Annotated in this window: 23 protein-coding genes; 18 read left to right on the top strand and 5 right to left on the bottom strand. The window is 72.1% G+C overall.

Annotation, left to right across the window (positions count from 1 at the left end; all coding sequences use genetic code 11):
- Nucleotides 1-62 precede the first annotated feature (62 nt).
- On the bottom strand, nucleotides 63-845 hold the full coding sequence (locus ABZ478_RS34430; protein WP_359555863.1) for a hypothetical protein: 783 nt from the start codon (nucleotides 843-845) through the stop codon (nucleotides 63-65).
- Nucleotides 846-882: 37 nt separating this feature from the next.
- On the bottom strand, nucleotides 883-1,641 hold the full coding sequence (locus ABZ478_RS34425; protein WP_359555861.1) for a GntR family transcriptional regulator: 759 nt from the start codon (nucleotides 1,639-1,641) through the stop codon (nucleotides 883-885).
- 92 nt (nucleotides 1,642-1,733) lie between these two features.
- Here ABZ478_RS34425 and ABZ478_RS34420 point away from each other — a divergent pair, with 92 nt between their 5' ends.
- From ABZ478_RS34420 to ABZ478_RS34385, 8 genes are all read left to right on the top strand, one after another.
- A complete protein-coding gene (locus ABZ478_RS34420) occupies nucleotides 1,734-2,765 on the top strand; it encodes an ABC transporter ATP-binding protein (RefSeq protein ID WP_359555858.1) in 1,032 nt (343 codons plus the stop codon).
- Between the two features lie 74 nt (nucleotides 2,766-2,839).
- Complete coding sequence (locus ABZ478_RS34415) at nucleotides 2,840-4,036, top strand: ABC transporter substrate-binding protein (RefSeq protein WP_359555855.1); 1,197 nt, start codon at nucleotides 2,840-2,842, stop codon at nucleotides 4,034-4,036.
- A gap of 3 nt (nucleotides 4,037-4,039) precedes the next feature.
- On the top strand, nucleotides 4,040-4,933 hold the full coding sequence (locus ABZ478_RS34410) for an ABC transporter permease (RefSeq protein WP_359555853.1): 894 nt from the start codon (nucleotides 4,040-4,042) through the stop codon (nucleotides 4,931-4,933).
- A 12-nt stretch (nucleotides 4,934-4,945) separates the two neighbouring features.
- Complete coding sequence (locus tag ABZ478_RS34405; RefSeq protein WP_359555850.1) at nucleotides 4,946-5,761, top strand: ABC transporter permease; 816 nt, start codon at nucleotides 4,946-4,948, stop codon at nucleotides 5,759-5,761.
- Nucleotides 5,762-5,896: 135 nt separating this feature from the next.
- Nucleotides 5,897-6,154 carry a hypothetical protein gene (locus ABZ478_RS34400; RefSeq protein WP_359555847.1) on the top strand — a complete coding sequence of 86 codons (258 nt, stop codon included), beginning with the start codon at nucleotides 5,897-5,899 and terminating at the stop codon, nucleotides 6,152-6,154.
- 15 nt (nucleotides 6,155-6,169) lie between these two features.
- Complete coding sequence (locus tag ABZ478_RS34395; protein ID WP_359555845.1) at nucleotides 6,170-6,724, top strand: hypothetical protein; 555 nt, start codon at nucleotides 6,170-6,172, stop codon at nucleotides 6,722-6,724.
- Nucleotides 6,714-7,394 carry a maleylpyruvate isomerase N-terminal domain-containing protein gene (locus tag ABZ478_RS34390; RefSeq protein ID WP_359555843.1) on the top strand — a complete coding sequence of 227 codons (681 nt, stop codon included), beginning with the start codon at nucleotides 6,714-6,716 and terminating at the stop codon, nucleotides 7,392-7,394. The genes ABZ478_RS34395 and ABZ478_RS34390 overlap by 11 nt, the downstream gene beginning before the upstream one ends.
- A gap of 142 nt (nucleotides 7,395-7,536) precedes the next feature.
- A complete protein-coding gene (locus tag ABZ478_RS34385) occupies nucleotides 7,537-8,385 on the top strand; it encodes a DMT family transporter (protein WP_359555840.1) in 849 nt (282 codons plus the stop codon).
- Here ABZ478_RS34385 and ABZ478_RS34380 read toward each other — a convergent pair.
- Nucleotides 8,372-8,710 (bottom strand): MarR family winged helix-turn-helix transcriptional regulator, encoded by a 339-nt coding sequence (locus ABZ478_RS34380; RefSeq protein WP_359555837.1) that lies wholly within the window; start codon nucleotides 8,708-8,710, stop codon nucleotides 8,372-8,374. The two genes, ABZ478_RS34385 and ABZ478_RS34380, sit on opposite strands and share 14 nt — an antisense overlap.
- Before the next feature lie 500 nt (nucleotides 8,711-9,210).
- Between ABZ478_RS34380 and ABZ478_RS34375 the strand changes: the two genes are divergently transcribed.
- The 7 genes from ABZ478_RS34375 (at nucleotide 9,211) to ABZ478_RS34345 (ending at nucleotide 15,690) form a co-directional block, all read left to right on the top strand.
- Nucleotides 9,211-10,392 carry an ATP-binding protein gene (locus tag ABZ478_RS34375; protein WP_359555834.1) on the top strand — a complete coding sequence of 394 codons (1,182 nt, stop codon included), beginning with the start codon at nucleotides 9,211-9,213 and terminating at the stop codon, nucleotides 10,390-10,392.
- Nucleotides 10,389-11,228, top strand: a complete 840-nt coding sequence (locus ABZ478_RS34370) for a roadblock/LC7 domain-containing protein (protein WP_359555832.1) — start codon at nucleotides 10,389-10,391, stop codon at nucleotides 11,226-11,228. The genes ABZ478_RS34375 and ABZ478_RS34370 overlap by 4 nt, the downstream gene beginning before the upstream one ends.
- Nucleotides 11,225-11,608, top strand: a complete 384-nt coding sequence (locus tag ABZ478_RS34365; protein WP_359555829.1) for a DUF742 domain-containing protein — start codon at nucleotides 11,225-11,227, stop codon at nucleotides 11,606-11,608. The genes ABZ478_RS34370 and ABZ478_RS34365 overlap by 4 nt, the downstream gene beginning before the upstream one ends.
- A gap of 3 nt (nucleotides 11,609-11,611) precedes the next feature.
- On the top strand, nucleotides 11,612-12,172 hold the full coding sequence (locus ABZ478_RS34360) for an ATP/GTP-binding protein (protein WP_359555827.1): 561 nt from the start codon (nucleotides 11,612-11,614) through the stop codon (nucleotides 12,170-12,172).
- Nucleotides 12,173-12,185: 13 nt separating this feature from the next.
- A complete protein-coding gene (locus ABZ478_RS34355; RefSeq protein ID WP_359555825.1) occupies nucleotides 12,186-13,544 on the top strand; it encodes a cytochrome P450 in 1,359 nt (452 codons plus the stop codon).
- Between the two features lie 98 nt (nucleotides 13,545-13,642).
- On the top strand, nucleotides 13,643-14,890 hold the full coding sequence (locus tag ABZ478_RS34350) for a cytochrome P450 (protein ID WP_359555822.1): 1,248 nt from the start codon (nucleotides 13,643-13,645) through the stop codon (nucleotides 14,888-14,890).
- Entirely contained in the window at nucleotides 14,887-15,690 is an 804-nt protein-coding gene (locus ABZ478_RS34345; RefSeq protein ID WP_359555820.1) for an enoyl-CoA hydratase/isomerase family protein, read from the top strand. The genes ABZ478_RS34350 and ABZ478_RS34345 overlap by 4 nt, the downstream gene beginning before the upstream one ends.
- Nucleotides 15,691-15,788: 98 nt before the next feature.
- Here ABZ478_RS34345 and snpA read toward each other — a convergent pair whose 3' ends face one another.
- Entirely contained in the window at nucleotides 15,789-16,472 is a 684-nt protein-coding gene (gene snpA, locus ABZ478_RS34340; RefSeq protein WP_359555817.1) for a snapalysin, read from the bottom strand.
- 185 nt (nucleotides 16,473-16,657) lie between these two features.
- Here snpA and ABZ478_RS34335 point away from each other — a divergent pair, with 185 nt between their 5' ends.
- The 3 genes from ABZ478_RS34335 to ABZ478_RS34325 all read left to right on the top strand — a co-directional run bounded on the left by ABZ478_RS34335 (nucleotide 16,658) and on the right by ABZ478_RS34325 (nucleotide 19,955).
- The gene (locus tag ABZ478_RS34335) at nucleotides 16,658-17,629 is read left to right on the top strand and encodes a LysR family transcriptional regulator (RefSeq protein WP_359555814.1); all 972 of its coding nucleotides are present in this window, start codon (nucleotides 16,658-16,660) and stop codon (nucleotides 17,627-17,629) included.
- Nucleotides 17,630-17,709: 80 nt separating this feature from the next.
- Nucleotides 17,710-18,558: an alpha/beta hydrolase gene (locus tag ABZ478_RS34330; RefSeq protein ID WP_359555811.1), complete on the top strand. Its 849-nt coding sequence runs from the start codon at nucleotides 17,710-17,712 to the stop codon at nucleotides 18,556-18,558.
- A gap of 140 nt (nucleotides 18,559-18,698) precedes the next feature.
- The gene (locus ABZ478_RS34325) at nucleotides 18,699-19,955 is read left to right on the top strand and encodes a hypothetical protein (RefSeq protein ID WP_359555808.1); all 1,257 of its coding nucleotides are present in this window, start codon (nucleotides 18,699-18,701) and stop codon (nucleotides 19,953-19,955) included.
- 43 nt (nucleotides 19,956-19,998) lie between these two features.
- Here the strand turns inward: ABZ478_RS34325 and ABZ478_RS34320 are convergent, their stop codons facing one another.
- On the bottom strand, nucleotides 19,999-21,525 hold the full coding sequence (locus tag ABZ478_RS34320) for a hypothetical protein (RefSeq protein WP_359555805.1): 1,527 nt from the start codon (nucleotides 21,523-21,525) through the stop codon (nucleotides 19,999-20,001).
- Between the last annotated feature and the right edge of the window lie 58 nt (nucleotides 21,526-21,583).

The following is a 21,583-nucleotide window of genomic DNA, read 5'->3' as shown; positions in this document are numbered from 1 at the left end:
CGGAACGCCGCGGGATTGACCCGTCCGGGTGAAGGGCGCCCGCGCACGCGCCCGGAGCGTACTCAGTCCTCGCGCAGGACGAGGACCAGCGGGACGCCCTGGCAGGGCACCAGCCGCAGGCCGGCGTGCTCGGCGGGCGCGGACCCGGCGAGCAGGTCGCCGAAGCCGGGGCCCTTGGTGAGCGAGCCGGCGAGGTGCGCGGGGTCCGCCGAGGCGGCGACCCGGCCACGGGCGTTCACCAGGTGGGCGGGGCGGGGCAGCCGGCGCAGCAGGGGCAGCACGGCGGCCTCGAAGTGCCGCAGGTACACGTCGGCGGCGGCGACCCCGGCGAAGCGCCCTCCCGTCTCGACGGGCGCGGACAGGGTGAGGCTGTACTCGTCGGAGCAGAGGTAGTCGACGTAGGGGCCCGCAACGGCCCGGCGGCCGGTGTCACGCGGCAGGGTGTACCAGTCCCAGTGCGTGTAGTCCGAATAGGCCGAGTGGTCGGGGTCGAGGTCGAGCAGCAGGGGCCGCAGGTCTCCGTCGGTTCCCTTCTGCCACCACTCCAGCCAGGCCGGTACGTCGGCCAGCAGGCCGGGGGCCGCCACGAAGCCGGCGCCGGAGACCAGTTCCTGGCCGGTCAGGCGGTGGTGCAGTCCGGGGCGCAGGGCGGCGAGGTCGGCGCTCGCGGGGTGCCCGCCGCGTGCCGACACCCTGGCGAGCAGGGTGGTGGCGTCGGCACGGGTCGCGGCGACGGCCTCGAAGACCGCCTCCAGCGCGCCGCCCACCCGCGAGGCCACCCAGACCTCGGCGTCCGTGTCCAGCGTGGCGGACGCCGAGGCGGCCTGCCCGGGGCTCCAGCCCATGGTGTCCTCCAGCGGACGGGAACCGGACGCGGCGCGTTCAGAGGGTGAGGCGCACGGCGACGAGCCGTTCCGTGGCGTCCCTGACGCACCGCTCGGCCAGCGTGCCGGCCGTTTGGTCGGCCCCATCCTGCACGGCGGAGATCACGGAGCGGTGACGCTCCGCCACTTCTTCACGATATTCGTCGCTGCCGAGGACCAGGCACAGCAGAGCGCCCACCTCGCTCTGCAGGGCCACCTGTTCGCGGGTGAGCCGGGCGGACTGGGCGGCGGCCGCCAGTTCGACGTGGAAGCGGCCGTACAGGCGGCTGCGCGCGGCCGTCTCCCGGGTCCGTGCCAGCTCCTCGGCGGTGCGGCGCAGCGGGTCCAGGTCGCCGGGCTCGGTGCGCTGGGCGGCGAGGCGGGCGGCGGCGCCGGACAGGGCGGCCCAGTGGTCGCCCAGGTCGCGCAGTTCGTCGGTGCTCCAGCCGCGCAGCCGGGCCTCCAGCCGGTCGGCGGCGGGGACCTCGGGCAGGGAGACGAAGCTGCCGCCGCCGCGGCCCCGCCGGGTGGTGACCAGACCCTGCTGCCGCAGGGCCATGAGAGCCTCGCGCAGGGTCACGGTGGAGACGCCGAGCTGCCCGGCCAGGTCGCTCTCGCCGGGCAGTTGCTCGCCGTCGGCTAGCAGGCCGAGCTCGATCGCGTCCCCTATGCGGCGGACGACGGCGTCCACGCGCGCCCGGCTGTCCACCGGGGTGAAGACGGCCAGGCGCGCGCCGCCCTCCCTCTCGTGCTGCCTCACGGCCACCACCTCGTGCATTGACTCAAGCTTTACCTTAAGGGGCTCTTGAGATTAGAACTATGACTTCATATGTTTGCGGTCAACGTTGAGCGCGCCAGAAAGGTTCCCGCATGGAGGGGATTGCGATCCGGCTGCAGGATCTGCGGAAGTCGTTCGGTGAGACGACCGCCGTGGCCGGAGTCGACCTGGAGGTCCGGGACGGGGAGTTCTTCTCGATGCTCGGCCCGTCCGGATCCGGGAAGACCACGGTCCTCCGGCTCATCGCCGGGTTCGAGACCCCCACCGGGGGCGGCATCGAACTCGCCGGGCAGGACGTCACGGGCCTCGCCCCCTTCGAACGGGACGTGCACACGGTCTTCCAGGACTACGCCCTGTTCCCGCACATGACCGTCGAGCAGAACGTCGCCTACGGCCTGAAGATCCGCAAGGTGCCCAAGGCCGAACGCCTGGTGCGCGCCCGCAAGGCACTGGCCGAGGTCCGGCTCGAGGGCTACGGCCGGCGCCGCCCCGCCCAGCTGTCCGGCGGCCAGCGCCAGCGCGTCGCCCTCGCCCGCGCCCTCGTCGGCCGGCCCCGGGTCCTGCTGCTCGACGAGCCGCTCGGCGCCCTCGACCTGAAGCTGCGCGAACAGATGCAGGTCGAACTCAAGGCGCTGCAGCGGGAGGTGGGCATCACCTTCGTCTTCGTCACCCACGACCAGGAGGAGGCCCTGACGATGAGCGACCGCATCGCCGTCTTCGACCAGGGCCGCATCGCCCAGGTCGGCACTCCGGCGGAGATATACGAACGGCCCGCCACGCCGTTCGTCGCCTCCTTCGTCGGCACCTCGAACCTGCTCGACGGCGAGACGGCCCGGCGGATCGTCGGCGCGCCCGGCACCTACAACATCCGCCCGGAGAAGATCCGCGTGCTCAAGGAGTCCGCCGAGGCGGACGAGCCCGGGCACGCCACCGCGACCGGCACCGTGGCCGAGGTCGTCTACCTCGGTGACGCCACCCGGTTCCTCGTCGACCTCGACGGCGGCGGCCGGCTCACCGCCCTGCAGCAGAACCTGGAGACCTCCTCCGAGGACGTCGCCGCCTACCGCGGCACCCGGGTCAGGCTGCGCTGGCACCGCGGTCACGCCGTCCTGCTGCCCACCTGACCCGCCCCCGCCCCGTCCCCGTCCCCTCCGCTCTCCCGCTCCGCGCAAGGCTCCCTCACCCCCTGGAGAACGTCGTGCGTCTCACCCGTACCCTGAAGACCGCGGCCGGCGCCGCCGCGCTGCTGCTCGCCGCCGCCTGCGACTCCTCCGGCTCCGGCGGCTCCGCCGCCACCGGCCTCAACCCGCCCGACCTCAAGGCGCCCACGAAACTGGGCCGGACCGAGGGCCAGGTCAATCTGATCGCCTGGGCCGGATACGTCGAGGACGGCTCCAACGACCCCAAGACCGACTGGGTCAGCGGCTTCGAGAAGCAGACCGGCTGCCAGGTCCACTCCAAGGTCGCCGCCAGCTCCGACGAGATGGTCAAGCTGATGAAGACCGGGGAGTACGACGCCGTCTCCGCCTCCGGTGACGCCTCCCTGCGTCTGATCGCCTCCGGTGACGCCGCTCCGGTCAACACCGCGCTCGTCCCCAACTACAAGGACATCTTCAGCGGGCTGAAGAACGGCTCGTGGAACTCCGTGAACGGGAAGATGTACGGGATCCCGCACGGCCGGGGCGCCAACCTGCTGATGTACAACACCGAGAAGGTGAGCCCCGCGCCCACCTCCTGGTCGGCCGTCTTCGACGACGCCGCGCGGCACAAGGGGCACGTCACCGCGTACGACTCACCGATCTACATCGCCGACGCCGCCCTGTATCTCAAGGCGACCAAGCCGGAGTTGAAGATCAAGGACCCCTACGCGCTCGACCAGAAGCAGTTCGACGCCGCCGTGGCGCTGCTGAAGAAGCAGAACGGCGACGTCGGCGAGTACTGGAGCGACTACCTCAAGGAGGTCTCGGCCTTCAAGAGCGGGGACTCCGTGATCGGCACCACCTGGCAGGTCATCGCCGGACTCGCCGCCGACGAGGGCGCCAAGGTCAAGGCGTTCGTCCCCAAGGAGGGTTCGACCGGCTGGTCCGACACCTGGATGGTGTCCGCGAAGGCCAAGCACCCCAACTGCGCCTACAAGTGGCTCGACTGGATCGTCTCCCCCAAGGTCAACGCCCAGGTCGCCGAGTACTTCGGGGAGGCCCCGGCCAACGCCAAGGCCTGCTCCGAGACCAGTGACAAGACCTTCTGCGCGACCTACCACGCCTCCGACGAGGGCTACTGGAAGAACATCGCCTTCTGGAACACGCCCATCGAGCAGTGCCTCGACGGCCGTACCGGCGTCCGCTGCGTGCCGTACGCCAAGTGGGTGCAGGCCTGGACCGAGATCAAGGGCTGAGCGGTGACGACCGATGTGACGCCGGCCGCCGGACGGGGCACCGTCCGGCGGCTCGCCGGGATCCTGCACCGCCGGCCCCGGCTACGCCTGACGCTGCTGCTCACCGCCCCACTGCTGTGGCTCGCCGTCCTCTATCTCGGCTCGCTGACGGTCCTGTTCGTCTCGGCCTTCTGGACGACGAACTCCTTCACCTCCCAGGTGGTGAAGGTCTGGTCGACGGACAACTTCCACACGCTTTTCACCACGCCGGTGTTCCGGCAGGTGGTGCTGCGCAGTGTCGGCGTGGCCCTGGCGGTGACCGTGCTGTGCGCCGTGATCGCCTTCCCGGTCGCCTTCTGCACCGCGCGGGTGGCCCGGCCGAGGTGGCGCCCGCTGCTGGTGGTCGCCATCCTCACCCCGCTCTGGGCGAGTTACCTGGTCAAGGTGTACGCCTGGCGGCTCATACTCGCCGAGGGCGGACTGGCCGACTGGATGCTCCGGCCGTTCGGGCTGAGCGGTCCGGGCTTCGGTCTGCCCGCCACCGTGCTCACCCTGACCTATCTGTGGCTGCCGTACATGATCCTGCCCCTCCACACGGCCCTGGAGCAGCTCCCGGACAACCTGCTCGACGCCTCGGCCGACCTCGGCGCGCGGGCCGGCCGCACCTTCCGCTCGGTGGTCCTGCCCATGGTGCTGCCCTCGGTCGCCGCCGGATCGGTCTTCACCTTCTCGCTCAGCCTCGGCGACTACATCACCGTGCAGATCGTCGGCGGCAAGACCCAGCTGATCGGCAACCTCGTGTACTCCAACATCGAACTCAACCTGCCCATGGCCGCCGCGCTCGGCACCGTCCCCGTGGTCGTGATCGTCCTGTACCTGCTGGCGATCCGCCGTACCGGCGCCCTGAACAACCTGTAGAGGAGGAGCGCCATGCATCTCGGCCGCACCGCGCGGATCGCCCTGCGCCTGGGCGCCGCTCTCGGCTTCGCGATGATCTACGTCCCGCTGCTGCTCGTCCTCGTCAACTCCCTCAGCCCGGACCGCAGTGCGAGCTGGCCGCCACCGGGACTCACCCTGCACTGGTGGTCCGTGGCCGCGGGCAACTCCGGTGCGCGCGCCGCGGTGTGGGTGTCGGTGAAGGCGGGTCTCGGGGCCACGGCCATCGCGCTGGTTCTCGGCACGCTGATCGCGTTCGCGGTGGCCCGGCACCGCTTCTTCGGCCGCGGCACGGTGTCCTTCGTCGTGGTGCTGCCGATCGCGCTGCCCGGCATCGTCACGGGCATCGCCCTCAACTCCGCGTTCGGCACCGTCCTGGAGCCGCTCGGCGTGGGCCTCGGCCTGTTCACGGTGATCGTCGGCCACGCCACCTTCTGCATCGTCGTCGTCTTCAACAACGTCGTGGCCCGGCTGCGCCGCACGGCCGCGTCGTACGAGGAGGCGGCGATGGACCTCGGCGCGAGTTCCTTCCGCGCCTTCGCGGACGTCACCTTCCCGCTGGTCCGCTCCGCCCTGCTGGCCGGAGGCCTGCTCGCCTTCGCCCTGTCCTTCGACGAGATCGTCGTCACGACCTTCACCGCGGGCCCCGGCGTCGAGACCCTGCCCATCTGGATCTTCAACAACATGACCCGGCCGCAACAGGCGCCCGTGGTGAACGTCGTGGCCGCCGTCCTCGTCCTGCTCTCGGTCGTCCCGATCTACGCCGCCCAGCGGCTGTCCGCGGACACGGCCACGTCGAGCCGGGTGTGAGGGGCCGCGCGACCGAGCGGCGGAAGTCCGAAACGGATCACCAACTTCCGTATTGGACACGGCATTTGACGACATGCTCCTTCCGCGGCCGGGTACGCGACAGGCCTCGGACGCCGCAACGGGAGGAGACCGGCCGTGACATCTCGCGGGACACCGCTGGACCGGGAGCTCGGTGATCTCGAACCGGGCACCGCGCAGCGCGCGCAGCTGCGCGCCCGGATCACCGACATCGCCTGGACGGCGGGGTGCGCCGTCCTCGCCCTCTGGGCGGTGTGGAGTTCGGTGGGCGCGGTGCGCGGGACGACGGCCTGGGTGTACAGCGCGGTGGCCTGGGTCCTGCTCGCCGTGGCCCTGACCGCCCGGGTGGCCGGCCGCCACCGGTCGCTCCACTGAGGGCAGGAGACGGTCGTGGAACGCCTGACCGACTTCCTGGGCCGGCACTTATGGGTGCAGATCCTGCTGTCCGTTCTTCTCGCGAGCGCCCTGATCCTGCTTCTGTACCCGTCGCGTTCGGCCGCCTCGGTCCTGACGCGGACGGCGCTGTGCTCGCTGGGCGGCATCGCCGTGGTGCTGACGGCGCGCCGCAGGGAGAAGCGAGCGGCCGGCGGTTCCACGGACCGGCTCATCGGCCTTGACGGCAGGCTGCGCAGGGGCGAGGTGCCCACCGATCCGGCGGGGCGTGAAGCCATGCGCGCCCTGGTGGAGCAGCGTCTGCACCGCACCCGGCACCGTGTCGCGGCGCAGGTCGTACTCACCCTGCTGTTCTGCGCGGTGACGGCACTGACGGCGCTGACCGCCGGGCCGCGCCAGACCCTGGGCTTCGCGCTGCTCACCGTGGTCTTCCTCGGCTGGTTCATCCCCTACGGCAACCTCCAGCACAAGAGGCTGTGCCGGATGCGGGCGGCACTGGCCGATCACCGGCACGGCCCCGGCGCCACCGATGCCGAGCCGCATGAGCGGTGACCGGCCCACGGACCCGGCACTGACGCTGCGCACGGCCTACGAGGCCGCCTCGGCGGTGGTGGCGGAACTGGGCGACGAGGAGTCCTGGCTGCCCACCGGCTGCACCGGCTGGGCCGTCCGTGATCTCGTCCTGCACTGCCTCGACGACGCCCGGCGCGGCCTGGTCGCCCTGCACACGCCGTGCGAGGAACCGGTGGACCGGGACGCGGTGAGCTACTGGTCGGACTGGCGCCCCGAGGCCCCCGGCGCGGCGAACGGCCGGCGCTGGGCGCGGGTGAACGCGAGCATGTTCCTGGACTTCGGCCAGTTGCGCGACCTCTACACCGAGACCGTGACCGCGGCCGGGCACGCGGCGGCCTGCGCCGACCCCGCCGCGCGCGTGGCCACCCAGGGGCACGTCCTGACCGCGGGCGACCTGATGACCACTCTCACCGTCGAGGCGACCGTCCACCATCTCGACATGGTCGTACGGCTCCCCCTCACCGCCGGCCCGTCGGCCGCGGGTCTCGCCGCGGTCCGCGCCAGCCTCGACGGCCTGCTCGGCCGGCCCGCCCCGCCGTGGTGGAGCGACACGCACTACGCGCGCGTGGGCACGGGACGGGCCGCGCTCACCGACGCCGAACGCGCCGCACTGGGCGCCGCGGCGCACCGCTTCCCGCTGTTCGGCTGACGGCGTCCGGCCGCGCCCGCCGCCGCGGAACTCCGTACGGCCGTACCGGCTCGTGGCGCGGCGGCGCCCCGGCAAGGGCTTTCGTAGGCTGAGGTTGCCCGAGGCTCCTCCGGAAGGCAGTGTCCGCAGGCGGGAGACGGTCGTGATCGAACTGGCCGCGGTGTTCGCCGTCGCGGGAGCGGCGAGCAACGCCGCGGGCACCGCGTTCCAGCGCAAGGCGGCCTCCGCGAGCCGGCGGGGCGGGCTGCGGCTGCTGGGTGAGCTCGCCCGCAGGCCCGCGTGGGTGCTGGGCATGGCGGGGGTGATCGGCGCGGCGGTGTGCCAGAGCCTGGCCCTGGTCAACGGGCCGCTCGCGCTGGTACAGCCGCTGTTCATCCTGGAGTTGCCGTTCGCCCTGCTCATCGCCGGTCCGCTGATGCACCGGCGGCTGCCCCGCTGGGGCTGGTGGGGTGTCGGCGGCGTGGTGGTGGGCCTGGGCGTGCTGCTCGCGGCGGCCGCGCCGCACGGGGCCACCGACCAGGCGGGGATGGTGCGCTGGGTCCCGGCCCTGGCGCTGTGTCTGGGCGGCATGGCCACGATGGTCCTGCTGGCCGGGCGGGGGCGCCCGGCGGCCCGGCGCGCCGCGCTGCTCGCGGCGGCGTCCGCCACCGGCAACGCCCTGACCGCGGCTCTGCTGAAATCGGCGACGGGAACCTTCGCCGACGACGGGTTCACGGCCTTTCTGCGGTCCTGGCAGACGTACGGCTTCGCACTGGCCGGCGCGGCCTCCGTGCTGCTGCTGGAGAACGCGCTGCAGGCCGGTCCGCTGGCCGCGGCACAGCCCGCGCTGACCATCGGTGACGCGGTGGTGAGTCTGGCCCTGGGCATCACCCTGTTCGACGAGCGGATCCGCACGGGCTGGTGGCTGCTGCCCTCGGTGTGCGGGGCCGTGCTGATCGTGGTCGGCGTGGTGGTGCTGAGCCGGGCCGTTCAGCGGATCAGGGGGCGGTGACCAGGGGCGGCACTCCCCAGTCGGCGGTGAGCGCGTCGCGCAGGGCACGGACCAGGGACGGGCCGATGCGGTCCACCAGGAGCGTCTCGATCACCTCGATGGTGGCCTGCGCGCGCTCGTGGACCCGCTGTCCCTCGGCCGTCAGCCGGATCAGGCGCCGGCGCGCGGAGGCGGGGTCGGGAGTCTGCTCCAGCAGGCCCATGCCGATCAGGCCGTGCACCGCCTGGTGCGCGGTCTGCCGGGTGACTCCGGCGAACAGGGCGTCCTCGAACCAGCGTCGGGCCTCGGACAGCAGTCGGGGCAGGTTGGCGGCGCGATGGCTCATGGCTCCTCGGAGGGTCGGGTACCGAGCGGATCATCCTCCGGGCGCCTCCAGGGCCCCGGGCGGCCGGGCCGCGGCGGGCCGGTACAGCACCGCGGACGGACGGCGGTCCGGCTTCGTATACGGGCGCGCGTGATCTCAAGTCCGACAAAGGGCAATGAGTCCGGCGAGATGTCGGGGAAATGACGACCGCCGCGCATTCAATAGGCGCGGCGGCGAACAACCGGTGGTTACGGGGCCCCGCGCACGGCAACCTGTACGCCCACAAAACAGGCGGAACCAGCGCTCCGGTAAGGTCCGATACAGCCACTCCGCGCTGCAAACGTTTCCCCAAGTCAGTGATAGCATCCCCGCGTCTGCGACCTTGGTCCACTCAGCTCGGGCGCTGCACTCGGACCGGCTTCTCGACCCGAAGTCGGCCGAGTCGTTCCGAGCGGTTGTGTCACGGATTCCCCCGACGTCCGTCCACCGATGGTTGCGGGCTACACATAGGAAAGGTATCCATGTTTCGAGACGCACTCGTTTGGTGCCTGGTCGCAGTGGCGGTCATTGCCGTCGCCGCAGCGCTCGCGCTCAGTCGTCGCAACAAGGCCATCGCCGCGAAGAAGCGCCTGGCCGAGGCCGAACTCACCCGGCAGCTGAGCGCAGCCGACAGCCAACTGGCTGCTTTAAGCGCACAGTTGCAGCAGCACAGAGCCGAGCACGACAAGACCATCGCGGACGCCGAAGAGGCGGCCGAGGAAAGCACGAAGGCCGTCCTCAAGGGATCGGCGCGCTTTCTGCAGAGTCTTGCCGCGGAACAGCTCACGCTGCTCGAGGAAATTCAGCGCAAATACGGTGGCCATTCCGTACTGGGCGATCTGCTGGAAGTCAGTCACGCCAATGCACAGATGGCACGCAAGGCACAGGGTATTGCGGTGATGTGCGGTGCGCCCCTGGGCCGCCGCAACAGGCCCGCGAGTGTTTATGACGTGGTGCGGAGCGCACAGGGTCAGATTCGAAACTTCCGGCGCGTCGAAATCATGCAGCAGACCGGCCTCGCGTTGAAGGCGGCCGCCGTTTCCCCGGTCGCCCTCGCGGTCGCCGAACTTCTTGACAACGCTGCCAGCTTTTCCCAGCAGGGTTCGCCGATCGAGGTCAATTTCCAGCGGGTGCAGAAGAATCTGTGCATCGTCATCGACGACGCCGGTGTCGGAATGAACGACGAGGACCGGCAGAAGGCCTCCGCGCTGCTCTCCGGTGACTTCAGCCCCCGGCTCTCGCACCTCGGGAACCAGCCGAAGTTCGGTTTCCCGGTGATCGGCCTGCTCGCCCGGCAGTACGGATTCCGGGTGGACGTCACCGGCGTCTCCCGCTACGGCGGTGTGCGGGCGGTCGTCCTGCTGCCGGAGGAACTGTGGACCGAGGAGGAGCCGGCGGTGCCCGAGGAGCCCCAGGTCAGCGGTATTCGTGGCAGCGTGGGCCGGCCCGAGCCGGTGGCCCGCACCGCGCACGGCCTGCCCCGGCGGGGAGCCCGTCAGGCACCCATCGCCAGCGTCCCCGACCAGGACACCACCACGTCGCCCGCCCCGGCGCCGGAGGAAGCCGGCCGGGCCGTCGGCCGGAGCCTGGGAGCCTTCCAGCGCGGCACGCTCTCGGGCCGCAATCTCGCCTCGGCGCCGTCCGAAGGGTCCGATGAGGCATGACCACAGACCTGTCGTGGATGCTCGAGGACATCGTGCAGAACGTGCCGAAGGCGCGCCACGCCGTCCTGCTGTCCGCTGACGGCCTGCCCCGGGGCGCGACCGAGGGCATGGACCAGAAGGACGTGCGGACGATCTCCGCCGCCATGGCGGGCATGCAGTCGCTCAGCCGGGCGACCGCCCACTTCGCCGGGCCCGGGGCGGACAGGCAGTGGAACCAGACGATCATCGAGTTCTCGCACGGCTGGATCTTCCTGATCGGCGCCGGCCAGGGCGCCTATCTCGCCGCCGCCGCGGCGCCCGACGTCGACATGCAGCAGATCTCCTTCCGCATGCACCGGCTCGTCGCCCGGCTGGGCAACAACCTCACCTCGCCGCCGCGCGTGCACACGGAGAGCGCCGAAGGGCGTCTCGGCGGGGGCCGGCAGGTGGCGGTGGGCGGCACGGGGATCCCCCTGGCGGACCTCGACGCGGCGGTCGGTGAGGTGCAAGGCGCCCGCCACGCCGTCCTGTTGGGCCACGACGGCCTGCCCCGCGGCGCCACCACGGGCATGAGCCAGGATCTGGCGGACACCATCTCGGCGGCGATGACGGGGATCCACGCCTACAGCAGGGCCACCTCGCAGTTCGCCGGGCCGGATCCGGCGGCGCAGTGGCGGCAGACGGTCATCGAGTTCCAGCACGGCTGGATCTTCCTGATCTCGGCCGGGCACGGTGCCTTCCTGGCCGCGGCCGCCGAACACGAGGCCGATATCGAGGAGTTCACCACTCGTCTGCATCAGGCGGTACCCCGGCTGAACGGATATCTGGCACCACGCGGGGAGGCGAGCCGTACGTGAATGACGAGCCGCACGAGGAACTCGAGCTGACCTCGGCATTAGTCCCGCTCTTCGTGATCACGAACGGGCGGGCCCTGCCACCGGAGAATGCCTACGAGCGCACCACACTGGTGTCCGCGCAAGAGGGTGCCGCCGCATCGGTGCGCACCCTTTCACCGGAGGCGCGCCGGGTTCTGGATCTGGTGGCGGAGGGTTTTCTCTCCGTGGCCGAAGTGGCCGCCCACACACATCTGCCCCTGGGGATCGTGCGGATTCTCCTGGCGCAGATGGAGGAGAGCGGTCACATCATCGCGCGTAAGCCGGTTCCGCCCGCCGAACGTGTCGACCGGGAAGTGCTCAACGCCGTACTCGACGGCCTCAAAGCCCGATTCGGAGCGTGATTCGTGTACCTGGATTCAGGTGTTCTCACCGCGGTCAAGGTCCTTGTGGTGGGGCACTTCGGGGTCGGGAAGACCACGTGCATCGGGAGCATCTCGGAGATCGAGCCCTTGCAGACCGAGGAGGAGATCACCGAGGCCAGCGTGGGATTTGACGATCTGTCGGGTACCCCGGACAAGATCACCACGACGGTCGCCATGGACTTCGGCCGCCTGACCATCAGCGACGAGGTGGTGCTCTACCTCTTCGGCACGCCGGGTCAGGAGCGCTTCAAGGAGATGTGGGAGGAACTGTCCCGGGGCGCGCTCGGCGCGCTTGTGCTCGTCGACCCCGAGCGGCTGTCGGACTCCTTCCCCGTCCTCGACCTGGTCGAGCGGTTCGGCCTGACGTACGCCATCGGCGTCAACCACTTCGACGGCACGGTCGACTACCCGCTCGCGGAGATCCGCGAGGCGCTGAACCTGTCCGAGCGGACCCCCGTCGTCGCCTGCGACGTACGCGACCAGCAGTCCTCGGCACAGGCTCTGATCACCCTCGTCCACCACCTTCTGTCCCTTCTCGACTAGGAGCCACCCCCACATGCAGCAGCCTCCCGGCATCCAGGGGCCACCGCCCGGCTGCCCCGCGCACGGCAACGTCCCGCTCTACGGGCCCGCGTTCGGCTCCGATCCGGACGCCCACTACGAACAGCTGCGCCGACTCGGCCCGAGCGCACCGGTGGACATCGCCCCGGGAGTGGAGGTCGAGCTGGTCACCAGCTACGACGCCGCCCTGTACATCCTGCAGAACCCGGCCTCGTTCGTCCGGGACTCCCGGCGCTGGCGCGCGCTGAACGAGGGACGCGTGCCCGCGGACAGCCCGGCCGTGCCGATGATGGGGTACCGGCCCAACGCGCTGTTCAGCGACGGGGCGGCGCACGCCCGGCTGCGCCAGGCGGTCACCGACAGTCTGGCCGGCGTCAACGAGATGCAGCTCGTGCGGCAGACCCAGCAGTCGGCCGACTACCTGATCAGCCGGTTCAGTTCGGACCGGCTCGGGCAGGCCGAGCTGATGGCGGAGTACGCCCAGCCGCTGCCGCTGCTGGTGTTCAGCGACCTGTTCGGGTGCCCGCCCGAGATCGGTGACCGTGTCATCGTCGGCATCAGCGGTATCTTCGACGGCACGGCGGGCGCGGACCAGGTGCTGGGCGAGGCGCTGGGCGAGCTGATCGCGCTGAAGCGGCGCCGGCCCGGCAACGACCTGACGACCCGTCTGATGGAGCACTCCGCGCAGCTCACCGACGAGGAGGTGCTGCACCAGCTGGTGACCCTGCTCTCCGGTGGCACCGCTCCCCTGTCGGCGACCATAGGCAGCGCCGGCGCCCTGATCCTCGGCGAGGACTGGCAGGCCGGCCTGCCGGTCGAGGACGCCGTCACCCAGGTGCTGTGGAACTACGCGCCGATCGCCAACTACGCCGCCCACTACCCCACCCACGACGTGGAGCTGGGCGCCAGGACGGTCCGCGCCAACGACCCGGTGCTCATCTCCTTCGCCGCGGCCAACACCGACCCCCGGCTGGCCGAGCACCGCGAACAGCTCAGCGCCAAGGCCCATCTGGCCTTCGGGGCCGGGCCGCACGCCTGCCCGGCCAAGGACCCGGCGTTCGTGATCGCGGTCACCGCCGTCGAAACGCTGCTCAACCGGCTGCCCGACGTCGAGGTCCGGGTTCCCTTCAAGGACCTGAACTGGGTGCCGGCCCCCTGGAGCCGGTCCCTGGTGAACCTGCCGGTCCGGTTCACGCCCCGCAGCGTCACGCCCGCGCGGTCGCCGGAACCCCAGCCGGCCACGAGCACCGCGCACCTGGTTCCGAGCTCCGCGCCGCAGTCGGTGGCGCCGGCCGCGGCCAAGGCGAGGCCCGGTCTGTTCAGCCGGTTCCTGGCATGGACCAGAGGAGAGTGACATAGGCAACTCCCGCCCCACATAGTCATCTTGTATGTATCAGCCATCGGTGGGGTATGCATGGCGCGCCCGATGCTGACGATCAAGAAGGGACCGTCGTGGAACTCGCGACAACTCCGCCCGCAGACAGACGCTTCGCCGTCTCGCTCTTCTCCCGGCTGCGGACGGCGAAAGGCCAGGCGAATCCCTTCCCGATCTATGCGGAGCTGCGGTCGAGGGGCGGAGTGGTCGCGGCACCCTGGGGAGGCCATCTCGTCACCGGCTTCGGCCTGTGCGACCAGGTCCTGCGCAGCCGCGAGTGGCTGGAACCCGACACGCGCTGGCGGGAGCAGCAGGGCGACGGAACGCGCTGGACGGCGCCCTCCTCACGGGAGATGAGCAGGACGCTGCCCGCGCTCAACGCGCCGGACCACACCTGGGTGCGCCGGTCGGCCGGCATGTTCGACCGATCCTCCCTGGAGGAACTGCGCGGGACGGTGGAGCAGATCACCGGCGGACTCCTCGACACCCTCGCCGAGCGGCTGCGCGACGGCGAGGCGGACTTCAACGCCCTGGTGAGCGAGGAGCTGCCGGTGGCCGTCATCGGCCACTGGATGGGGCTGCCCGCCGCCGACTTCCCACGGCTGCGGGAGCTGACCCACGACCAGGTCTTCACCCAGGAACTGCTGCCCTCGGCCAGCCAGCTGGCCCTGTCCGACGCGGCCACGGCCGAGCTGCGGACCTACTTCACCGAACTGGTCCGCGACCGGCGGGCGCATCCCGGTACCGACCCCGTGTCCCGCTGGATCGCGGTGTGGGACGGCATGGAGAGCGACCGCGACAAGGCCGACGAAGCGGTCTACCACCTGGCGCTGTTCTTCCTGCTGGCGGCGCTGGAGACCACGTCCACCCTGTTGTCGACGACGGCCCTGCTGCTGCTGGAGCACCCCCGCCAGTGGGACCGGCTCGCCGTCAGCCCCGATCTCGTCCCGGCGGCCGTCGAGGAGTCGCTGCGCTACGACCCGCCCACACACGTCATCAGCCGTGTCGCCTCCCGGGACCAGGTGCTCGGCGGCACCGGGGTGCGCAAGGACGACATGGTCCACCTCATGGTGGGCGCGGCCAACCGCGACCCGGCCCGGCACCCGGACCCGGAGCTGTTCAACCTGCACCGCAAACCGGGCCACCTGTCCTTCAGCGGCGGCATCCACTACTGCCTCGGCGCGCCGCTGGCCCGCCTGGAGGCCCAGACCCTGCTCCACCACCTGGTCCGGCGCTTCCCCTGCCTGACCCTCGTACGCCGGCCGTCGTGGGCACCGCGTGTGGCCTTCCGGCGCCTGCTGAACCTGGACGTCGCCCTCTCATGACCGAGATCATCACCCCCTCCCCCGCCGCCGCGTTCGACGGCAGGGCGCTGGACGCCGAGCAGGACGGGCCGGTCCTGCGGGTGCGGCTCAACCCCTCGGGGCGGGACAGCACGCTGACCGTGGCCGCTCTCGACGACCTCGCCGACCTGCTGTACGGGCTGCACGACCGCCCCGACGTCCGGGTGCTGGTGCTGTCGGCCGCCGGTGACGACTTCTGTCTGGGCGCCGACCGCGACGAGTACCGGGCCGCGCTGGAGGAGGACCCGACCGGGGCCGTCATGCGCCGGATCGCGGACAAGGCCCACCGGGTGTGCGACGCCCTGGAGAACACCCACGCCGTCACCATCGCCCGGCTGCACGGCCGGGTCATCGGCGCCGGCCTCGCGCTCGCCTCGTTCTGCGATCTGCGCGCGGGCGCCGACACCTGCCGGTTCCGCATGCCCGAGATCGGCGTGGGGCTGCCGCCGGCCTGGGGAGGTGCGATGGGCCGCCTCATCGTGGAGGGCGGTGCCGCGCGGATCCGTGAACTCATGCTCACCTGCGACCTCTTCGACGCGGCCACCGCGCACCGGATCGGTCTGCTGCACAAGGTCGCCCCGCCCGGCGAACTGGACGCCGCCGTCCAGGCGTGGGTGAGGCCGCTCGTCCGGCGCTCGCCGGAGGCCGTCACCCTCACCAAGCGCATGCTCGCGGGCCACTCACGGGCCGCCCGCACCGCCGACGTCGCGCTGCTCGACGCCCACCTGCTGACCGCGGAGCTCAACCGGCCGCGCCCGCGGCGGGCGGAGGAACCCGCCTAGTCCCGCTGCCGGCGGGCGGCGGGGCGGTACGGCGAAGCGGGCCGTGCCGCCGGTGGCACGGCCCGCTCGCGGCCGGGGGCGGAGGATGCCCCGGGGTGTCAGCTCACCTTGTTCAGCTTGGCGAGGGCCTTGGCGAGACCGTTGGCCCACAGCTGGTTGACGCGCGCCCGCTCAGTGGAGTTGGGGTAGCGGTTGGTGCAGGAGGTGCCGGGGCCGCCGCCCGACATCAGCTCGCTGCACGGGCCGCTGTAGTGGTCGGGCAGCCCCAGCACGTGACCGGTCTCGTGCGCGGCGACGCGGATCGAGTCGTACTGCCGGTTCTGCGCGTAGTCGAGGAAGATGTAGCCGCTGCCGTGGCCGTTGGTGGAGGCGTACGAGCCCCGCGAGTCGTTGCCCTCGTAGTACGAGAAGTCGGCGCTGCCCGAGGTGGACGCCAGCTTGACGTTGCTCACGGAGCTGTTCCAGATCGAGGCGGCGCTCGATATCTGGGAGCGGAAGGAGGGCGCCTGGGAGGCGTTGTAGTACACGGTCACCGACTGCAGGTTCGGGTGCGCCGCCTGCTTCTTGGCGACCGAGTCGAGCACGGCCTCGAAGAACGCCTTGTTGTTCGCCGCCTCGTGGGCCGAGCCGGTGTAGCCGGCCCGGACGGTGGCGGTGGAGCCGGTGGTCTGGGCGCTCGCCGGGATCGCGCCGCCCAGGGCCGCGAACGTCACGCCCAGGCCGAGCGCCAGCAGTCTCCTGGAGGCCTTCGCGGACGTGGAGGACGTACGGGTGGACGTCATGTGGGGGGCTCCTACTCGTTCGTGTGGGGTGGTGAACGATCGGTCGCCCAAGAGTCTGGGTCAGCCCGGTGCCCGAGCGGATGATGGCAACTGGGGATAGCTCCCGGCTATCAGGGCGACTCGTGCTGTTCCGTTGGCGTTTGAACATCTGGCGCCTCATCAGACACAGCCCTTACGCTCCGCGCATGGAGCTCGAGGTGAGGCACTTACGCGTGCTGTGCGCCATCGCGGACGTCGGCAGCCTGCACAAGGCGGCTCGTGAACTGGGCATGGCCCAGCCCTCGTTGAGCACCCAGCTGCGCCGTATCGAGCAGCTGCTGGGCGGCCGGCTGTTCACCCGCGACCGCACGGGCAGCCGCCCCACGCCGCTGGGACACATCGTGGTGAGCCGCGCCCGGCCGCTGGTCGCCGAGCTCACCGCGATCGTGACCGAGACACGGGCCGCGGCCGCCCGCGCGGCGGGCGTCCCCCGGCTGCGTATCGGCGCCACGGCCAGCCGGGCGATCCCGGGCTGGCTCAGCCGGCTGCGTGCCCGTGTCCCACCCGTCGCGCCCAGCCTGCAGATGGACGTGTCCGCGAACGCCCTGCTGCGGCAGGTCGCCGAGGGCAGGCTCGACCTGGCGTTCGTGCACGAGGTCGAGGGCAGCCCGCTGCGCGTCCCGGACGGGCTGTGTCTGCGGGTTCTCGTGGAGCGCGAGCCCCAGTTCGTCACCATGGCCGCCGACCACCCCGCCGCGGCCCGGCGCGAGGTGCGTCTCGCGGACCTGGCGCACGACCGCTGGATGGTGGACGCCACGGTCGACGGCGAGTGGGACGGGGTCTGCCGGGTGCTGCGCGCCGCCGGGATAGAGCCCGATCTGCTGCACGGCGACTACCTCACCGCCTACTTCCTGGCCGCCATCGGCGAGGTGGTCACGGTCAGCCAGCCGACCGCGGTCCCGCCCCGCTCCGACCTGGTGATCCGGCCCCTGCACGGTGACCCGATAGGAGTGCGGCTGCTGCTCGCGGCCCGGACGGCCGACGAACTCAAGGCCGGGTGCCCGGAGTTGGAGGAGGCCTACTGGGAGGCGGCCCGGCAGGCGCCGGCGTACCAGGAGTGGCTGGCACGCGGGGCCGCCGGGCGGCCCGCGCAGACACTGCGCGCGGTGGGCGCCTGAGGAGCGATGACTTCCGGGCGGCCGCGGGGTCACTACGCCGGCAGTGTCCCCGTCCGCGCCCCTCCGGGAGGAACCGCACCATGGAGAACGTTCGAGTCGGCGAGTCCACCGTGGATTCGCCCGGTGGCCGCAGGCTGCGCGTCTACGACACCGGGACCGGTGGTCTCCCCGTCCTGTGGCAGCACGGCACGCCCAACGTGGGCCTGCCGCCCGAGCCGCTCTTCGCCGTCTCCGCCCGGCTCGGGATCCGCTGGGTGTCGTACGACCGGCCCGGGTACGGCGGGTCCGACCCGGTCCCCGGCCGTAGCGTCGCGTCGGCCGCGGACGACGCCCGCCGGGTCGCCGACGCGCTCGGCCTCGGCCGGTTCGCGGTCATGGGCCACTCCGGCGGTGCCTCGCACGCCCTGGCCTGTGCCGCGGTGCTGCGCGAGCGGGTGCTGGGCGTGGTCGCCGTGTCGGGGCTCGCCCCGTTCGGCGCCGGGGGGCTCGACTGGTTCGCGGGCATGGCCCCGTCCTGCCGTGCCTCGCTCACATCGGCCGCGGCGGGCCGCGAGGCCAAGGAACGGCACGAGGCCGACGCGGAGTACGACCCGGAGATGTTCACCCCGGCCGACCACGCGGCGCTCGCCGGTGACTGGTCCTGGTTCGACAAGGTCGTCCGGCCGGCCGTCGCCGCCGGTCCCGGCGGGCTCATCGACGACGATCTGGCCTACGTGCGTCCGTGGGGGTGCGATCCGGCGTCGGTCACCGCTCCGGTGCTGCTCCTGCACGGCGGGCGGGACCGGGTCGTCCCCTTCGCCCACGGACAGTGGCTGGCGAGCCGCTGCCCCTCCGCCGAACTCCGGCCCCGGCCCGCCGACGGCCACATCTCGGTGCTGGCCGCGGCGGCCGGCGCCCTGGAGTGGCTGGCCCGGCGGGCCGGGGAATGACGGCACCCGACGCCCGGCACCCGACACCCGGACCGGATCCGGATACAACCCTGGGGCGGTCAGGGAGGTCTTCCTTCGGGGAACGCGCGTTCCCTCCAGGTTCACCTGTCCGCAACAGCCGCTCCGCCCACGAGGACTCCATGCCCCCCACGCTCTCCGGCTCCCGTCTACCGCGCCGAACCGCCGGTGCCGTCGGCGCCGTCGCCCTGATCGCCCTCGGTGCCGCCCCCGCCGGCGCCGCGGACCCGGAACCCTCCCTGGTCCTGGGGCAGATCGGCCCGATCGACGGGCTGCGGCCCGACAGCCGGTTCTCGGTCCCCACCTCCTTCACCAACACGGGTACCGCGGCGCTCGGCAAGGTCTGGATGTCGTACTCCGTCACCCGCGGGCTCGCCCACACCGAGGTGCCCTCCAACTGCTCCCGCTACGAGATCACCGACTTCGACGAGGAGCCGAGCCGCTCGGTGGTGCTCTGCGAGTTCGACCAGACGGTCAGGCCGGGCGTCGTCTACGCCCCCGAGCGGCCGCTGACCCTGAAGGCGCTCGACCACGCCCTCTACGACGAGCTGCGGGTGACGGTCGACAGCACCGAGACCGGTCCGGGCGACGGCGCCTCCGAGCCGGTGAAGGGCACCGGGCCCGCGCTGAAGCTGGTGGAGCGGCCCGACGAGACCCCGGCCGCCCCGGGCAGCTCCCAGGGCTCCGGCTGGGGCGCGGCGACCGTGAAGGTGACCGCGCGGAACACCGCGGACTTCCAGGTGAGCGGTGCCCGGCTGAAGGGCCGGGCCGGTGACACGGTGCCGCTGGTGGTGAAGTTCACCAACGCCGGGCCCGGCTGGGTGCTGCGGGAGATCGGTGCCGGGGCGACCCGGATCCGCGTGAGGATGCCCGCCGGAACCTCGGTCACCAAGACCGACGGATTCTGCAAGAGCCTGGGGTCGGGCACGTACGAGTGCGGCACCGCCCAGGCCTGGATCAACGAGGGCGGCGGCGGGACCTACCGGTTCGAGCTGAGGATCGACAAGGCGGTGCCGGGGGCCAAGGGCTCGGTGGCGCTCGCCGGGCAGCCGCGGCCGTTCGACGTCCACAAGGCGAACGACACCGCGGACATCGTGCTCGACGCCACCGGCGCGGGTTCCACGGCGGGCGGCGGTTCGACGTCCTCCACCGGCGGCTCCGGCACCAAAACCAGCGGCGGCTCGGCGTCCGGGTCCGGGTCGAGCGGCACCGGCGGCACCGCCACGGCCGGCACCGCGGGGACGGCCGCCACCGGCGGCGGGATGGCGGACACCGGCGCCGGGCCCGCCCTGCCGCTTGCGGGCGCGGCGGCCGGGGCCGTGGTCCTCGGCGCGGGAACCGTGCTGGCGGTCCGCCGCCGCGCCGCCCGGCAGCGCTGACGGTACGGCCGGACGCGGGGCGGGCCGGGCCCGCCCCGCGCGGTCAGTAGCTGGACCCCAGGGTCCGGGTCGTGTAGGCGCATTCCGTGTAGACGTACCCCGACCGCAGCGTGGCGGTGTCGGAGGCGGGCGTGGCGGTGCTGCCGCCGTGCGGCTTGTGCACGAAGTACGTGGTGCCGACCGGCAGGCTCAGCGTGCGCTGCGGATAGTGCCGGCCGCTGTCGTCACAGGGTTTGAAGCCGGTCATGAGCGTGCTGGAGAGCGAGTACGCCTTGCAGGCGCCGCATCCCTTGAGGGTGAAGCTGCCGGTGACCGGTCCCGTGTACAGGACGGTGACGTCGTCGGGGCTGTCGTTCTTGACCGTGACGGAGATGCTGCCGCCGGAGGCGGTGGTGGGCAGCTTCTTCCCGGCGGCCGGCAGGGTCCGGGCCACCTCGGCGCCGATGGCTATCTTCTTGGCGCGCTCCAGGTTCCCGCCGTGCTTGTTGCCGTCGAGGTAACCCTCCATCGTCTTCCGCGCCGCGTCGAAGTCGCCGTCCTTGAACTGGTCGACGCCGCAGGAGTACTGCCCGGCGTTCCCGCTGCGGCCCGCCCGGCCGGCGGTCCTGGTGAGATCGTCCGCCGTGTCCGCCGCGCCGGACGCGCTGCGCGCGAGGTCGGTGATCCGGCCGTTCAGGGTGTTCAACCGCTCCACGGCGGCGCAGGGTTCACCACCGCGGACGCCCTTCTCGGCCTTGCTCACCGCCGCGTCCACCGCGGGCGCCACCCTGGCCGCCGGGGCGGACGACGGGAAGGTGGTCAGCAGGTCGCCGAAGCGCGCGACCCAGTCCGCCTCACCGTCCGTCAGTCCCGCCGAGCCGCACTCGTACAGCGAGGTGGCGAGGCGGTCGTCCGGCCACCGCGCCAGCGAGCCGAGTTGCCGCTTCGGCATGGTGCGGGGCACCGTGCGCAGGTAGGTGAGCGGCTCGACGGCCGCGCAGTAGTCCCGGTGGCCGTAGGCGGCGCCGACCGTCGTGTAGTAGGTCCGCATGCGGTCGGGGACCTGGCCGGCCGCGCGGGAGCCGGGGTGGTTCACCGCGAGGTCGCGGTAGACGTCGAGGGCGCTCCGGTAGTCGGACCGGGCGGTGGCGAAGGACTGCCGGCCGGCCGCCGTCACCAGGTGGTCGGCCCGTTCGAGACGGCCCAGGAGCGCCTGTTGCACGGCCTCTTCCTTGGCGTCCTGGTACCAGAGGGCACCGCCCGCCGGTACGGCGAGCAGCAGCACGGCGAGCGGCAGGGCGAGGGGTGCGCCGGCCGGTCCGGTGAGCCGGGTGCGCAGTCCGACGACCGCGCCGTGCACGGCCGCGAGCAGCAGCAGAACACCGTAGAGGACGAGGGCGGGTCCCGGGACGCCGTCCGCGTCGGCGGGCAGGGCGACGAACAGCAGGACCGCGGTCGCCACCCAGCAGGCGGCCATCGGCAGCCATCTGCGGACCAGTGCGTAACCGAGGCCGAGGCCGCTCAGGTTGAGCACCGCGACGGCGGCCGCCCGCAAGCCGTCGGGCGGTGCGGGCGGTGGTGTGCGGGGCATGGGTGGTACGGCGAATCCCGGTCCCGGGCCGTACGGATTTCCGGACATGGCGGCTCCC

It is taken from the genome of Streptomyces sp. NPDC005706 (assembly GCF_040631045.1).
Lineage (GTDB): Bacteria > Actinomycetota > Actinomycetes > Streptomycetales > Streptomycetaceae > Streptomyces.
Note: the sequence above shows the minus strand (reverse complement) of the source record. Positions and strands in the feature narration are given on the sequence as shown.

Bases quoted from the DNA above. Each gene is read 5' to 3' on its own strand.
- ABZ478_RS34430 (WP_359555863.1), bottom strand. From the start codon at position 845: ATGGGCTGGAGCCCCGGGCAGGCCGCCTCGGCGTCCGCCACGCTGGAC.
- ABZ478_RS34425 (WP_359555861.1), bottom strand. From the start codon at position 1,641: ATGCACGAGGTGGTGGCCGTGAGGCAGCACGAGAGGGAGGGCGGCGCG.
- ABZ478_RS34420 (WP_359555858.1), top strand. From the start codon at position 1,734: ATGGAGGGGATTGCGATCCGGCTGCAGGATCTGCGGAAGTCGTTCGGT.
- ABZ478_RS34405 (WP_359555850.1), top strand. From the start codon at position 4,946: ATGCATCTCGGCCGCACCGCGCGGATCGCCCTGCGCCTGGGCGCCGCT.
- ABZ478_RS34390 (WP_359555843.1), top strand. From the start codon at position 6,714: ATGAGCGGTGACCGGCCCACGGACCCGGCACTGACGCTGCGCACGGCC.
- ABZ478_RS34380 (WP_359555837.1), bottom strand. From the start codon at position 8,710: ATGAGCCATCGCGCCGCCAACCTGCCCCGACTGCTGTCCGAGGCCCGA.
- ABZ478_RS34375 (WP_359555834.1), top strand. From the start codon at position 9,211: ATGTTTCGAGACGCACTCGTTTGGTGCCTGGTCGCAGTGGCGGTCATT.
- ABZ478_RS34370 (WP_359555832.1), top strand. From the start codon at position 10,389: ATGACCACAGACCTGTCGTGGATGCTCGAGGACATCGTGCAGAACGTG.
- ABZ478_RS34355 (WP_359555825.1), top strand. From the start codon at position 12,186: ATGCAGCAGCCTCCCGGCATCCAGGGGCCACCGCCCGGCTGCCCCGCG.
- ABZ478_RS34345 (WP_359555820.1), top strand. From the start codon at position 14,887: ATGACCGAGATCATCACCCCCTCCCCCGCCGCCGCGTTCGACGGCAGG.
- snpA (WP_359555817.1), bottom strand. From the start codon at position 16,472: ATGACGTCCACCCGTACGTCCTCCACGTCCGCGAAGGCCTCCAGGAGA.
- ABZ478_RS34335 (WP_359555814.1), top strand. From the start codon at position 16,658: ATGGAGCTCGAGGTGAGGCACTTACGCGTGCTGTGCGCCATCGCGGAC.
- ABZ478_RS34330 (WP_359555811.1), top strand. From the start codon at position 17,710: ATGGAGAACGTTCGAGTCGGCGAGTCCACCGTGGATTCGCCCGGTGGC.
- ABZ478_RS34325 (WP_359555808.1), top strand. From the start codon at position 18,699: ATGCCCCCCACGCTCTCCGGCTCCCGTCTACCGCGCCGAACCGCCGGT.
- ABZ478_RS34320 (WP_359555805.1), bottom strand. From the start codon at position 21,525: ATGCCCCGCACACCACCGCCCGCACCGCCCGACGGCTTGCGGGCGGCC.